General features: G+C 38.2%; 8 protein-coding genes. 3 read left to right on the forward strand and 5 right to left on the reverse strand.

Annotation, left to right across the window (positions count from 1 at the left end; all coding sequences use genetic code 11):
• Positions 1 to 170: 170 nt before the first annotated feature.
• A complete protein-coding gene (locus ACILQF_RS04430; protein WP_395626204.1) occupies positions 171 to 3,452 on the reverse strand; it encodes a SusC/RagA family TonB-linked outer membrane protein in 3,282 nt (1,093 codons plus the stop codon).
• A gap of 150 nt (positions 3,453 to 3,602) precedes the next feature.
• Here ACILQF_RS04430 and ACILQF_RS04435 point away from each other — a divergent pair, with 150 nt between their 5' ends.
• Positions 3,603 to 4,310 (forward strand): FadR/GntR family transcriptional regulator, encoded by a 708-nt coding sequence (locus ACILQF_RS04435; RefSeq protein WP_395626205.1) that lies wholly within the window; start codon positions 3,603 to 3,605, stop codon positions 4,308 to 4,310.
• 323 nt (positions 4,311 to 4,633) lie between these two features.
• Here the strand turns inward: ACILQF_RS04435 and ACILQF_RS04440 are convergent, their stop codons facing one another.
• The 4 genes from ACILQF_RS04440 to ACILQF_RS04455 form a co-directional block, all read right to left on the reverse strand.
• The gene (locus ACILQF_RS04440; protein WP_395626206.1) at positions 4,634 to 6,289 is read right to left on the reverse strand and encodes a sodium/sugar symporter; all 1,656 of its coding nucleotides are present in this window, start codon (positions 6,287 to 6,289) and stop codon (positions 4,634 to 4,636) included.
• A 165-nt stretch (positions 6,290 to 6,454) separates the two neighbouring features.
• Positions 6,455 to 7,474: an asparaginase gene (locus ACILQF_RS04445; RefSeq protein WP_395626207.1), complete on the reverse strand. Its 1,020-nt coding sequence runs from the start codon at positions 7,472 to 7,474 to the stop codon at positions 6,455 to 6,457.
• A gap of 82 nt (positions 7,475 to 7,556) precedes the next feature.
• Positions 7,557 to 8,324, reverse strand: a complete 768-nt coding sequence (locus ACILQF_RS04450; RefSeq protein WP_395626208.1) for a TatD family hydrolase — start codon at positions 8,322 to 8,324, stop codon at positions 7,557 to 7,559.
• Between the two features lie 49 nt (positions 8,325 to 8,373).
• On the reverse strand, positions 8,374 to 9,774 hold the full coding sequence (locus tag ACILQF_RS04455) for a pseudouridine synthase (RefSeq protein ID WP_395626209.1): 1,401 nt from the start codon (positions 9,772 to 9,774) through the stop codon (positions 8,374 to 8,376).
• Between the two features lie 212 nt (positions 9,775 to 9,986).
• Between ACILQF_RS04455 and ACILQF_RS04460 the strand changes: the two genes are divergently transcribed.
• Together ACILQF_RS04460 and uvrA are read left to right on the forward strand one after the other, a co-directional pair.
• On the forward strand, positions 9,987 to 10,808 hold the full coding sequence (locus ACILQF_RS04460) for a lytic transglycosylase domain-containing protein (protein ID WP_395626210.1): 822 nt from the start codon (positions 9,987 to 9,989) through the stop codon (positions 10,806 to 10,808).
• A 205-nt stretch (positions 10,809 to 11,013) separates the two neighbouring features.
• Entirely contained in the window at positions 11,014 to 13,851 is a 2,838-nt protein-coding gene (gene uvrA, locus ACILQF_RS04465) for an excinuclease ABC subunit UvrA (protein ID WP_395626211.1), read from the forward strand.
• Positions 13,852 to 14,127 lie beyond the last annotated feature (276 nt).

A 14,127-nucleotide genomic window follows, 5' to 3' on the forward strand; every position in this document is an offset into this window, starting at 1 on the left:
CTCCATCAACCTGTGCTGGAGTTTTCCAAAAACTTTCACTAGCAAAGTAATCTTCTGGTGCTAAATCCAGCTTTTGGCATGCGCTGAAAGTCATAATCAGCACGATACTTAATACACTTCTATATATTTTTTTCATCTTGTTTATATTTTTATACATCCTTTTTAGTGAGTTAAAATGTTACCTGAGCACCAAAAATTAAGATACGTGGTAATGGGTAACCTCCTGAACCGCCAATACCGATACTTCCTGACTCCGGAGAGTATAAGGTCGATTCACTGAAATAGGCTAAGTTCTGACCAGAAACAGATAAATTAATGTTTTGGCTCTTCACTTTATTCGCCCATTTTGTTGGCAATGAATAGGTAATATTCACTTCTCTTAATGCTAGGTAATCACCTTTTTTATAAAACATACTTGACTCTCTGAACGTATTGTTTTTGTACAATTGATCTGCCCAGTAATAGGTTGGGTAAGTAGCATTCGTATTTGTAGGAGTGTAAGTATCAAATACTTCATCGGTAGTATTGAATGTGCCCTGAGCATTACTTAAGAACCATGCACGGGGACCGTCATAAGAAACAAAACCCAATGCATAATCAAAGCGAGAATACATGGCCAAGTTTTTCCATTTTACATTAGCACCAAATCCGCCAACCCACTGTGGAACTGTTCTTCCCATTTCAACACGGTCGAAAGAGTTGATTGTTCCATCTCCATTCACGTCCTGCCATTGTACATCACCCAAAGCTATGGGGAATACGGTTGCTTTTTGAGCAGTAGTCATTCCATTATAAATACCAGGACCCACTAATCGCTTAGCACCTAATAAATCTGTTCTATTTGCATGATTATCAAGATCAGTTTGATTTCTATACAGTCCCTGAGCAACATAAGCATAAGCCATATTCGGATCTTGACCTTCTTGAGTTCCGCCAACAAATACCAATTGCCCAGTTTTAGGATCATATACTTCGAAACCACCAATACGATTGTTTAATAAACCGTTAGTAGGTAATTTTAATACCTTATTGGAATTGTAAGCAATGTTTGCAGAGAAGTTAATGGTCCAATCGCGTTTACGCAATACATTATAGTTTGCATCAACTTCAATACCTCTATTTTGCATACTTCCATTATTAGTTGTTAATGAAGTAAATCCAGAAGTTGCAGGAAGAGTGAAGCTGGAAATTTTATCAGATGTTGTACGATCATAATAAGCAACCGACAAATCTAGTCGGTCAAGTAAACGAGTCTCTAAACCAAACTCATAAGTCGCAGAACGCTCCCATAATAAATTAGGGAAAGGCAATCCACCTGCAAGGTAACCCACTCTACCATCGTATTTATTGGTTGAGTAAGAGCCTTGTAAGCCATACTGACTAATTCCACTTACATTACCATTTTCACCATAACTAGCTCTTAACTTTAAAGAGTTAACCACATTGGTAAAGGACTTGAAAAAATCTTCTTTATGGATATTCCAACCTGCCGAAACACCTGGGAAATTACCCCAACGGTTATTTAACAATTTAGAGTAACCATCACGACGGAAAGTTAAGGTTAAGAGATATTTTTCGTCATAATCGTAATTCGCGCGACTAAAGAAAGATAAAATGCTTTCTCTATTGTGGTAAGAATCTACAGCACGTCTATCCTTATCAGAATTAGTTAAAGCTAAATCCATGAAATCGTCTGATGGAGCACCAGAGCCAGAAGCAGAAAGACCTTTAGAATAACTATCAAAAAATTCAGATCCCGCCATTACATCGAAATGATGTTTCTCTAATAAAGTAGCACGATAATTCAAAACACCATTAAATGTTTGATTTAGCGTACGACCAAATGAAGCACTGCTTGAACGAGTTACGTTAATATTTCCAGGATTATTTAAGTAATCTTTGTTAAATGCTTCATTGAAACCTTCATCATAGTAAAAGTTTCCACTCGCTCTAAAGCTTAAGTTTGGAAGAAAATTAACTTTAAAAGCTTGCGACAAAGTAAATTTATTCGTGTTATTTCTTCTAATAAATTGAGCATCATTTACTGCTGGGTTACCATCACCAAGATCACGCCCAATTAATAAATCACCTTTTTCATTTACGCCTCTCATAGTTGGAGGAGCACCCAATGCGCGGGTTAAATAATTGCCTTCACCAGAAGTTACTGGATCACGCCATTTTGCATCCGCAAAGTTTAAATTAGATGTAGATGTTAACCAAGGCTTTACTTTATACTCGCCATTAAAAACGAAAGTTAAACGCTTATAGAAAGTGTTTATTGGCATACCTGCTTCATCATAAGCACCTAAACCAGCGTAATAGCTTCCATTTTTGTTACCACCTGTCATCGAAACATTATAATCTTGAGTCAATGCTTGATCACGTAAAGCATAGTCTTTATAACTAAAATTATTGAAAATCAATTCTCTACCTGTTATCGGATCAGTCATTGTTTCCCAGCCATCTTGTAATTTTATCCTGTTTACATCATCTAAAAACATAGTGCTCCATACGGCATTACCTGTAACATTTCCATCCAAGAAATTACCAGCAGCATCTTTAAATAAGTTACCCGTTCCAAAAGGACCAGTTGAAGTTAATTGCGTTAAACGACCAGGCTCATAAACACCAGAGTTTTGAACAGCCTTTCTTGACCAGTACAAATAATCTCTACCATTTAAGAAATTGAATGGGATATTTAACTTATTCACACCTGTTTTACCCTTGAAGGAAATGTTGGAAACACCATCCTTACCTGTTTTAGTGGTAATTAAAATAACACCATTATTCGCTCTTGCACCATAAATAGCAGTTGCAGAGGCATCTTTTAAAACCTCAATAGATTCGATATCATCTTGATTAATATCACTGAAACCACCACGAAGTAAACCATCAACGATAACCAATGGAGAACCACCGCCACCGTAAGAAGTACCACCACGTAAAACAATGTTCGGCACAGCTCCTGGTCTACCAGATGTTTGTTGAACTCTTAAGCCCGGAATAGTTCCTGCCAAAGCAGAAGCTGGATTGGAACGAATACCTGTTTCCAATACTTTAGGATCTAATTTCGATACTGAACCTGTAATGGTGGATCTCTTTTGAGTACCATAACCCATAACAATGATCTCATCTAATTGAGATACATCCATTTTAAGGGAAGCATTTACCACGCTAGAAGAGCCAACTGGAATCTCTAGGTTTAAAAACCCTACAAAACGAAAAACTAAAATATCGCCATTGGTTGCATCAATAGAGTAATCTCCATTGGCATCACTTTGAGTACTTACAGTTTTCCCTTTCACTTGAATAGTTACACCGGGTAGCGACAGCTTATCGTCATCTGAAATGACACGGCCTGTAATTTTACCGGTTTGAGCTTGTGCAACAGTAAAAAGCAAGATGGCCATTACTGAAAACAAACACCTTAATAAGGTATTTTTTGATTTCATAATTCTTTAATTAAGTTTGTATTATGTATGACATAATACAAACTTGTTTTTTTAATTTTACATTTCCAAATTTTATATCAGTTTTTTTTATTGCTTGGAAAAATAAAATGGTTTTATAAGACCATGATTTTTAATAAATTGCGTCACAAAATGAAAAATATTAATAGCGATAACGAGCTTCAAAAGATTGATAACACCTCACTGGTTGATCGTGTTGAGAAGAAAATCATAGAATTTTTAACCGAAAAGAACCTTAAAGTTGGCGATTCAATACCGAAGGAGCTTGAGCTATCAGCAGCACTTGGTGTAAGTCGCACGGTTATTCGGGAAGCATTATCGCGCCTCCGCATGATCGGATTACTTGAATCCAAGAAGAAAAAAGGATCTGTTATTACTAGTCCCGATTTAATTTCAATCATCGGTAAAAGCATGGACCCTAGGCTTTTAGATGATGAAACCTTAAAAGAAATTTTCGAAATGCGCTTATCGCTTGAAATAGGAATGGCCGATTTTATTGTGGAGCGTGTAACAGAAGAGGATATTAAAGAACTCAGAGAAATTGTTGCAAACGACCCACCACGATCATTTGATACCTTATTTCTTATTGAACAAGAGATAAAATTCCACGGTAAGCTTTACGAAATCACAAAAAATAAAACTTTAAAGAAATTCCAAAAGCTCTTACTTCCTGTTTTTAATTATGTGCATTTGAGTGGTTTGCTAAAGAAACCCATGACTAATAAAAAATATGCATCACATAAGGAATTGGTGGATGTGATTGAATCTAGAGATGCTGAGGCCTTCAGAAATGCCATGCGGAGTCATCTTGAGAATCATTTTGCACGAATATTTTCTTAATCAGACCCTCTTGACTGAAGCTTATTTTCCATTCTCTCTTCATAATTTTTTTAAAATTTAGGAAATTACCTCAAAGTTGATTTTGTAGAAATTTTTGCGCTTATCATTTCTCCTAATCCACCAACAACACACCCCTACACAGGCCCTGGGGTAAATCTGCGAGGATCTTTAAGGCCAGTTAAACTGCATAGCATAAATTAAAAAACTCATTACAGCAAAAACCATTGCGAATTGAAGAAGTCTGAAAACTCTATTTAATTTGCCAATCTATAGTGAGCTTTATTAGAAGCTTCGGACTAAAAAAGAGTGTTTGTTCATTTACACTACCAATAAATACCGTACATGGCTGCTACAAAGCCAATTACAATTAAAGCACCGACTGTAAATGCTGCTGTAGGCTTAAACATGCTGCTATCCACTTCTAATCCAACAGCTTTATCTCCATTCCTATTTTCATACATACTGATAAAAAACATCAGCACCACACAAATCACAAAAACAAAACCCATGCGGTCAATAAAAGGAATTTCATACACTCCCTCCGCATTTGGTATGGCATAACCTGAAGCATAGAGGAATTCTAGATCAATATAATTGGGTGAAATTTTAAAGAGTACCGACAAGATAAAACCACCAATAGTTGCAAATAAAGCGGCATTTGAAGTGGTTTTCTTCCAAAAGAAACCTAATATGAACATGGCAAAAATTCCAGGTGAAACAAAGCCGGTATATTCCTGAATGTATTGAAATCCTCCTTTTTTATCGATTCCCAAATACGGGGCAATCGCTACAGCTATAATCATCGAGAGAATGATAACCAAACGCCCCACTTGCACTTGTTTCTCTTCACTTGCCGCTGGATTTATTTTCTTCTTATAAATATCCAAAGTAAAAATGGTAGCAATGCTATTTGCTTTTCCGGCCAATGAAGCCACTACAGCAGCTGTTAAAGCCGCAAACGATAGTCCCTTGAGCCCCACAGGCAATAAATTCAATAATACCGGATAGGCACGATCTGCTACCACCTCTCCATTCAAAGTCATTTCTGTAGTGAATACTCCTTCTTTATATAGCACAAATGCGGCAATACCTGGCAAAACAACAATTACAGGCATTAATAATTTAAGAAATGCAGCAAATAAAATTCCGCTACGGGCAGTTTGCAAATCTGCGCCCAATGCCCTCTGCGTAATGTATTGATTACAACCCCAATAATTTAAGTTTACAATCCACATACCACCAACTAGCACCGCTAATCCCGGTAAATCCATATAATAAGGATCTTCTTTCTTGAAAATCATTTTAAAATGATCTGCAGAATTCTCTGTAATAAAATTAAATCCATTTAATGCCCCCGACGAACCATAATGCTCAGCCACAAGATCTAGAGCAAGATAAGTAGTCACTAAACCTCCCAAAATCAAAAATACTACTTGAATAACGTCGGTATAACCAATTACATTCATCCCCCCAAGGGTAATTACGACGGCAAATACCGCCAAAGCCATCATGCAAAGTCCGAAATCTAAACCCGAAATACTACTAATAGCCAGAGCCCCCAAGAAAAGAATGGAAGTTAGATTGACAACTACATATAAAAGCAGCCAGAATACCGCCATGATCATGGCCACCGTATCATTATACCTCGTTTTTAAAAACTGAGGCATGGTATAAATTTTGTTCTTGAGATAAATAGGAATGAAAAAAACCGCCACAATAATCAGGGTTACTGCCGCAAGCCATTCATAAGCCGCAATAGCAAGTCCCATGGTAAATCCAGAGCCACTCATCCCTATAAATTGCTCCGCAGATATGTTAGATGCAATTAGAGAAGCACCAATGGCCCACCAAGTGAGTGAATCTTTTGCTAAAAAATAGTCTTTGGAATCTTCATGCTTCTTTTTCTTGTAAACATACCATCCATAGGTGCTTACAATAATGAAATAAATAAAGAAGACGATATAGTCAGGTGTTTGCATAATCTTAACAGGTTGAATAATTAAACCTATTAAAAATTTTGCAATAATTTATCTAAAGTGTCTATGAAATTGGATGGCAAAAAGAAATTCGCGGATGCAGCAAAAGATGGTGTTAAAATATTAAAATCCCTAAAACAAGGTATTTAGTTAAAAAGCAATGTGTTTTTAATAGCCCGTAAGCTCCCCACGCAAATCCGTTTCAAGGTATTCAGCAATTTTTTTATTGCTTTTTACATTTCCTAAAAGGTACATGAGCTTGGTAACCGCAGCTTCAAAAGTCATGTCGTAACCACTTACTACACCCATTTCTAGAAGCTCTCTACTGGTTTCATAACGTCCAAGCTCCACTGTTCCAACCTTGCATTGGGAAATATTTAAAATCAATTTGCCCGCCTTAATTGCATCTCTCAATTGATTAAGGAACCACTCTTGTGTGGATGTATTTCCTGATCCGAAGGTTTCCATGATCACGGCCTTACATTCTGCTGAGAGGGCTGCTTTTACAATCGCCGGACTAATACCTGGGTATAATTTTAGAATTCCTATGGCACTATCTAGCTTCGTATGGAATTTTACCGGCTCCCCACTTGGCTTTAAAATAACGTTTTTATTAAATTTAAGGTAAACACCTGCTTCGGCAAGAACTGGGTAGTTTGGCGATCGAAAAGCCTCAAACTTCTCTGAATTATATTTGAATGAGCGGTTTGCTCTAAAAAGTTTGTAATCAAAATAAATACATACTTCCGGAACCATTGCCTTCCCCTTGCGCTTTTCTGCGGCAATCTCTAGGGCGGTAATTAAATTTTCTTTGGCATCCGTTCGGATACCATTAACAGGCAGCTGCGAACCAGTAAAAATTACTGGCTTTGCAAGATTTTCAATCATGAAGCTCAAGGCTGATGCCGTGTATGACATCGTATCTGAACCATGAAGTACTACAAAACCATCGTAATTGTTATATTCAAGTTCAATGAGTTGGGCGAGTTCTTTGTACACCTCCGGACTCATATTGGAGGAGTCGATGAGCGGATCGAAAGAATGGACTTTAAACTTATATTTTAATCTTTTTAATTCGGGTACATGATCTGTAATTTGCTCAAAATTAAAGGGAACAAGCACCCCCGAATTTGGATCATTAATCATACCGATTGTTCCTCCGGTATAGATAATCAGAACATTAGTCATGGATTCCTATATTAATAATGAATTATAAAATTGCACAAATGAACTCATTTTCAGGTTAAAAAAAATAGAATTAAGCTATATTTTAAATTCCAAACACTAATCTAGAGTTTTGTGTAGTAATTTCAGCTATATCTTCGATGCTAATTTGTTTAATATCTGCCAGTTTCTGAGCCACATATACTAAATAACTGCTTTCATTGGGCTTCCCTCGAAAAGGAACTGGCGTTAAATAAGGCGAATCGGTTTCAAGAACAATATGTTCTAAAGGGATTTTCGCAACAACTTGGTCTAAACCTGAATTTTTATACGTCAATACCCCACCTATTCCAAGGTAAAAGCCCAACTTAATTACCTTCTCCGCTTGCTCTAAAGTCCCGGAAAAACAATGAAATATCCCTCTCAACTTTTCGTCCTTTAATTCGCAAAGAATTTCAAAAATCTCGTCAAAAGCTTCTCTACAATGAATAACAATGGGTAAATCTAATTGCTTTGCCCAAGCAATTTGAGTTCGGAAAGCTTCTTTTTGTATACTCAAGGTGGTTTTATCCCAATGTAAGTCAATTCCGATCTCGCCAATAGCATAAACCTTTCTTTGAGCAATTTCCCGCTCAATAGTGGCCAATTCATCTTTGTAATTGGCCTTCACATCACATGGATGAAGCCCCAACATCGGGAAACAATGGGCTGGGTATTGCTCCGCCAGACTAAACACCAAAGGGATAGACACCGAATCTACGTTAGGTAGGAAAAGTCGACTAACCTTGTTTTCAAGACACCTAGCCATGAGCGCAGCCCGTAATTCCAGATCCCTTTCGTAATATAAATGTGTATGTGTATCGGTTAAGATCATGATGCAAATTAACAAAAATGCCCTCAGTTTTCGCTGAAGGCATGTAATCTTATTTAATCAAGTGTTTCAACTGAATAATTTCCTTTTCTTCAAGATATCTCCATCTGCCTCTAGGAAGATCCTTTTTGGTAAGATGTGAATAAACTACACGGTCTAGTTTCACCACTTCGTAGCCAAGGCTTTCAAAAATCCGACGAACTACCCTATTTTTACCGCTATGGATTTGGATTCCAACTTCTTTTTTACTTCCACCAGCTACATAACTCACCGCATCAGGCTTAATTAAACCATCTTCTAGCTCAATGCCGAAGGCGATTTTATTCATATCACCTTGAGATAAACTCTTGTTTAACTCTACTTGATAAAGTTTAGTGATACTATTTCGTGGATGCGACAATTTCTCTGCCAAATCCCCATCATTGGTCATTAATAATAGACCTGTGGTATTACGATCTAGCCTACCAACAGGATAAATACGTTCACGAGATGCTTTTTCAACCAAACTCATGACAGTTTTACGCTCTTGCGGATCATCTGTTGTGGTGATATAATCTTTTGGCTTATTTAAAAGCACATATACGTTCTTTTCACGCTTGAGCGACTCACCATTATAGCGAACCGAATCTTTTGCAGGATCTACCTTGAAGCCAAGTTCTGTAACTGGCTCCCCATTCACAGAAACTACCCCTGCCGCAATAAGCTCATCTGCTTTACGCCTTGAACAAATTCCTGCATTGGCGATAAAACGATTTAAACGAATTAGTCCGTCATCACTTTTAGGCGCTGCCGGCTTTTTACTGCGTTTATTAACAAAGCGCTCCTCAGAAGTCCACTTTTTATCCTCTGACCTAAACGTTGGGCTATCGGATGAAGAGTATTCTTCTTTTACACGTGATTTGAATGGCTTATCGTTGAAGCGCTTAACGGGCGCATTTTTGTCTGAATATTTATTTTCACGAGGGGCAAATGGCTTTTCACCTGTCGAACTTTTTGTAAACGGTCTTTTCTCGCCACTAGGTCTGTTGCCAAATGGTTTCGCTCCTTGTGGCCGATCGCCAAATGCTCTTTTTTCACCACTAGGCCTATTTCCATAAGGTTTATCACCTTGTGGTCTAGCTCCTTGTGGACGATCGCCAAATGAACTTTCTCCCTGAGGCTTTCTACCATAAGAACGCTCTCCTGAAGGTCTTTCCTCTGCTCCACCGGAGCGACCAAAGCTTTTGGGACTCCTTTTATCGGAGGAAAAGCTCGATCCTGGCCTATCTTCTGTCTTTTTAAAACCGGCTTTAAATGGTTTTTTAGATGTATCCGAAAACAATTTCTTTTTGGTACTGCTTGAGCTATCAGATCTGTCAGATTTAAAAGAATTACCTTTTGATGATGAGCTTGACGTACGTTTTGAATTTTCGGATTTGTCGTCCCGACTGTTCCTTTTGCTTTTGAATGGCATGATTAATGTTTATACCTTTAAGAGAGAACAACAAAGATAGTTAAAAATACCGAAAAGAGCTGAACCAATGAGAATTACGGTTAAAAAAAACAAGCTTTTTAAGCTAAAAAACTTAGTCTAATCTCAGGCTTCATTTCATAACTATTTGATAATTAGATAAATGTTGGTATCTTTGCACATTATTGATACCTAATTATAAAAGAAAGGTTCGAATGATAAAGAAACACCTAATTACGTGTTCAGGAATGCTGGGCTTACTTTTAATTGCCAAATTGTTTATATTTAGTAAGCCAGACAATCTCAGCACCTTCGTTAATGTCGGTTCTGAATACTCAAAAATTGAAATCACTAAGGACCCTTATCTGCAACAATTAAACTTTGCAGAGGAGAAGTTCCCCATGAATAATCACTACGTTTTGAAAAAAATGGAAGCTTCACTTAGGGCGCATTCCTTTCAAAAACTACAAACATCTCAGCTACACCGTCTGGCAAATAAATGGTTTCCTATAATTGAGCCTATTTTGAAAAAGCATGGTATTCCTGCCGACTTTAAATATATGCCTCTAGTGGAGAGCGGTCTCAAATCTGGAACTTCCCCAAAAGGAGCTAAAGGTTACTGGCAATTTATGCCAAATACTGCCCGCGATTTTGGATTAAAGGTTAATGCTGCTGTTGATGAGCGACAAGACATTGAAAAATCAACCATTGCCGCAGCGAAATATTTAAAGTCTCTGTACCGTGAATTTGGAAGCTGGACACTCGCCGCAGCTGCCTATAATATTGGCGAAGGTGGTTTAAGAAAGCAGATGAAGCATCAAAAACAAGACAATTATTTTAAGATAAAATTCAATAGGGAGACCGCATCTTACGTCTACAAATTAATTGCTGTGAAAGAGATTATTGAAAATCCAACGCGCCATGGCTATACCAGCAGAGTGAGCACACTTTTAGCGCAAGAGAACACAAAACTCCAAAAACAATTTCTATTTGAAGGCGTAATGGCCTCAACAACACCACAGATTTTGATAAACTAAAGGGTATAAACCAAATTTAAAAAGGCTAAATTTCTTTAGCCTTTTTTTTATGGCCTTATTTTGTCCAATTGTTTCCCTTAAACCATTTTAATTTAAGCATAATCAGGTAAAATTTTAGAATTATACAGCTATTTTTCGCGCGAAAAAAGAATCCCTACCTTAAAAAATCGCATCTTTGCAAAAATTTAGAGCGAGTATTCAATTTATGAATAAATCTAATCCCGATCTTGGCGAACAAAGTGAAGTAGAAGTATTTGGTGCTAGGGTTCACAACTTAAAAAATATTGATGTTTCCTTTCCACGCAATAAACTGGTTGTAATAACCGGTCTGAGCGGCAGCGGAAAATCGTCATTGGCATTCGATACTATTTATGCTGAAGGACAGCGTAGGTACATGGAAACCTTCAGTGCTTATTCCCGACAGTTTTTGGGTGGCATGGAGCGCCCAGATGTTGATAAAATTTCAGGATTGAGCCCCGTAATTGCAATCGAACAAAAAACTACCAGCAAAAACCCTCGTTCAACAGTCGGCACAATTACCGAAATCTATGATTTTATGCGCCTTTTATATGCCCGTACTGGGGAAGCGTATTCCTATGTCAGCGGACTAAAAATGGAGCGCATGACCGAGGATCAGATTCTAAAAAGCATCATTGAGAAATTTAATGGCCAAGCGATAAATATACTCGCCCCTGTAGTAAAAGGTCGTAAGGGGCATTATCGTGAACTTTTTGAGCAAATCCGCAAGCAAGGTTATTTAAAAGTGAGGGTCGACGGTGAAATTCTAGACCTCTCCCCCAAAATGCAGATTGACCGATATAAAATACATGATATTGAGATGGTTATCGATCGCCTACTTGTAAGCGACGAGGATAAAAAAAGACTTTACGATTCAATACAATCGGCTTTAAAAGTCTCAAAAGGTATCATCAAAATCAGCGATAAAGAAAATAAAGAATTTTTCTACAGTAAGTACCTGATGGATCCCATTTCAGGGATATCTTACGATGAACCGCAACCAAATACCTTCTCATTTAATTCGCCTTATGGGGCTTGCGAGCGCTGCAGCGGATTAGGTTACATTTTCGAGGTGGATAGAAACTCCGTGATTCCAAATCCGAAATTGAGCATTTTACAGGGTGGGCTAGCACCGCTTGGTGAGTATCGCGAGACTTGGGTGTTTCAGATTTTAAAAGCTTTAGCTAAAAAATATAACTTTTCCTTATCCACCCCAATTGAAAAAATTCCAGAAGAGCTTATTGAGATAATACTAAATGGCTCTGAAGATATTATTAGTGTTCCAGTAGAATACAATAAATGGAATGTTCAAAATTATCAGATTGAATTCGATGGCATTATAAAAATGCTGGAAGAACAAACGGAACGCCGTGGTGATGATATTGGCGAAGATCTGGAGAACTATAGGATACTAAAAAGTTGCCCAGAATGCTTGGGTGCCAGACTTAAAAAGGAGTCGCTTCATATAAAAGTGGACAACAAGAATATTTATGAACTTGCTTGCATGGATATTTCCAAGCTTAGCGAGTGGTTCGTCGATCTTGAAAATCGCTTAACAGAGCGCCAAAATACCATTGCTAAAGAGATTTTAAAAGAGATACGATCTAGAATAGGGTTTTTATTAGATGTGGGGCTAAACTATCTTACTCTCAATCGAACTGCCAAAACATTGTCGGGCGGCGAAGCTCAACGTATCCGCCTAGCTACACAAATCGGGTCCCAATTGGTTAATGTGCTTTACATTCTTGATGAGCCGAGTATCGGACTTCATCAGAGGGATAATGCACGATTGATTTCGGCCCTAAAAAACTTGCGTGACATCGGAAATTCAGTGCTGGTTGTGGAGCATGATAAGGACATGATCATGAATGCAGACCATGTAATTGATATGGGACCTGCTGCGGGTGAGCATGGTGGACGGGTTGTGGGGCAAGGAACTCCTGCCGAATTTGCAAAGGCGCAAACTCTTACAAACGACTACATTAGCGGAAGACGAGAAATCGCTATTCCAAAGCAAAGGAGAAAAGGCAATGGCCACTCATTAATACTTAAAAATGCAACAGGCAATAATCTGCAGAACGTTTCAGTAGAATTCCCTTTAGGGAAGTTAATCTGTGTTAGCGGGGTTTCCGGAAGTGGTAAATCCACATTGATTGCCGAAACTCTTTACCCAATTCTTAATCATCACTTTTTTAGGGCTAAGAAAAAGCCTATGCCTTACAAAAAAATTGAGGGGTTGGAACATATTGATAAGGTTATTGAGATTGATCAAACACCAATCGGAAGAACACCGAGATCGAACCCTTCCACTTATACCGGCGTATTTTCAGATATCAGAAACCTCTATGTCATGCTTCCTGAAGCAAAAATTAGAGGCTATAAACCCGGTCGCTTCTCCTTCAATGTAAAGGGCGGACGTTGTGAAACCTGTCAAGGCGCCGGAATGAAGCTCATCGAAATGAATTTCTTGCCTGATGTTCAGGTTCCATGTGAGGAATGTAGTGGAAAACGCTATAATCGAGAGACACTTGAAGTGCGATACCGTGGGAAGTCGATTAGCGATGTGCTGGACATGAGCATTGAGGAGGCTGTTGCATTTTTCGAACCCATTCCAGCCATTTACCGGAAAATTAAAACCTTGCAAGAGGTCGGACTAGGTTATATTCGCCTCGGACAAGCATCTACGACCTTATCGGGCGGCGAGGCACAACGTGTCAAATTAGCAACCGAACTATCCAAAAAGGATACAGGAAATACTTTTTACATCCTTGATGAACCCACAACGGGACTTCATTTTGAAGATATTAATGTCCTTTTAGGCGTTTTAAATAGATTGGTAGATCAAGGTAATACCATTTTGGTTATTGAGCACAACCTAGATGTTGTAAAAGTATCTGATTGGGTAATTGATCTTGGTCCCGAGGGTGGTTCAGGTGGCGGTCAAATCCTCTTTGAAGGTACTCCAGAGCAATTGATAAAGGTTGAAAAAAGCCATACTGGAAGGTTTTTGAAGATGGAGTTTTAAGAGAAAATCCTAGCTCTTAGCACCCTTTCTTGTCCTAAAATGAGTTTAATTCTTCTTTCATTTGTTTACTTTTTGTATAAACCTAATTCAGGACAAGTCACCCAGTTCATTTGACAGCAGATATTAAAATCTGCAAAACGCACAAAAATAATCTCCCGCAGATTAACGCCGATCAGCGCAGAAACAATCTGCGGAATTCTGCGACATCTGCGGGAAACAAAAATCATCCGTTCACTGACCCTCCGTTAACCTTTCTTCCGACTTGGCTGGTGCGGC

Source organism: Daejeonella sp. (genome assembly GCF_044232565.1).
Taxonomy (GTDB): domain Bacteria; phylum Bacteroidota; class Bacteroidia; order Sphingobacteriales; family Sphingobacteriaceae; genus Daejeonella.

Excerpts from the sequence above, each read along its gene's own strand:
- ACILQF_RS04430 (WP_395626204.1), bottom strand. The coding sequence starts at position 3,452 with ATGAAATCAAAAAATACCTTATTAAGGTGTTTGTTTTCAGTAATGGCC.
- ACILQF_RS04435 (WP_395626205.1), top strand. The coding sequence starts at position 3,603 with ATGAAAAATATTAATAGCGATAACGAGCTTCAAAAGATTGATAACACC.
- ACILQF_RS04440 (WP_395626206.1), bottom strand. The coding sequence starts at position 6,289 with ATGCAAACACCTGACTATATCGTCTTCTTTATTTATTTCATTATTGTA.
- ACILQF_RS04445 (WP_395626207.1), bottom strand. The coding sequence starts at position 7,474 with ATGACTAATGTTCTGATTATCTATACCGGAGGAACAATCGGTATGATT.
- ACILQF_RS04450 (WP_395626208.1), bottom strand. The coding sequence starts at position 8,324 with ATGATCTTAACCGATACACATACACATTTATATTACGAAAGGGATCTG.
- ACILQF_RS04455 (WP_395626209.1), bottom strand. The coding sequence starts at position 9,774 with ATGCCATTCAAAAGCAAAAGGAACAGTCGGGACGACAAATCCGAAAAT.
- ACILQF_RS04460 (WP_395626210.1), top strand. The coding sequence starts at position 9,987 with ATGATAAAGAAACACCTAATTACGTGTTCAGGAATGCTGGGCTTACTT.
- uvrA (WP_395626211.1), top strand. The coding sequence starts at position 11,014 with ATGAATAAATCTAATCCCGATCTTGGCGAACAAAGTGAAGTAGAAGTA.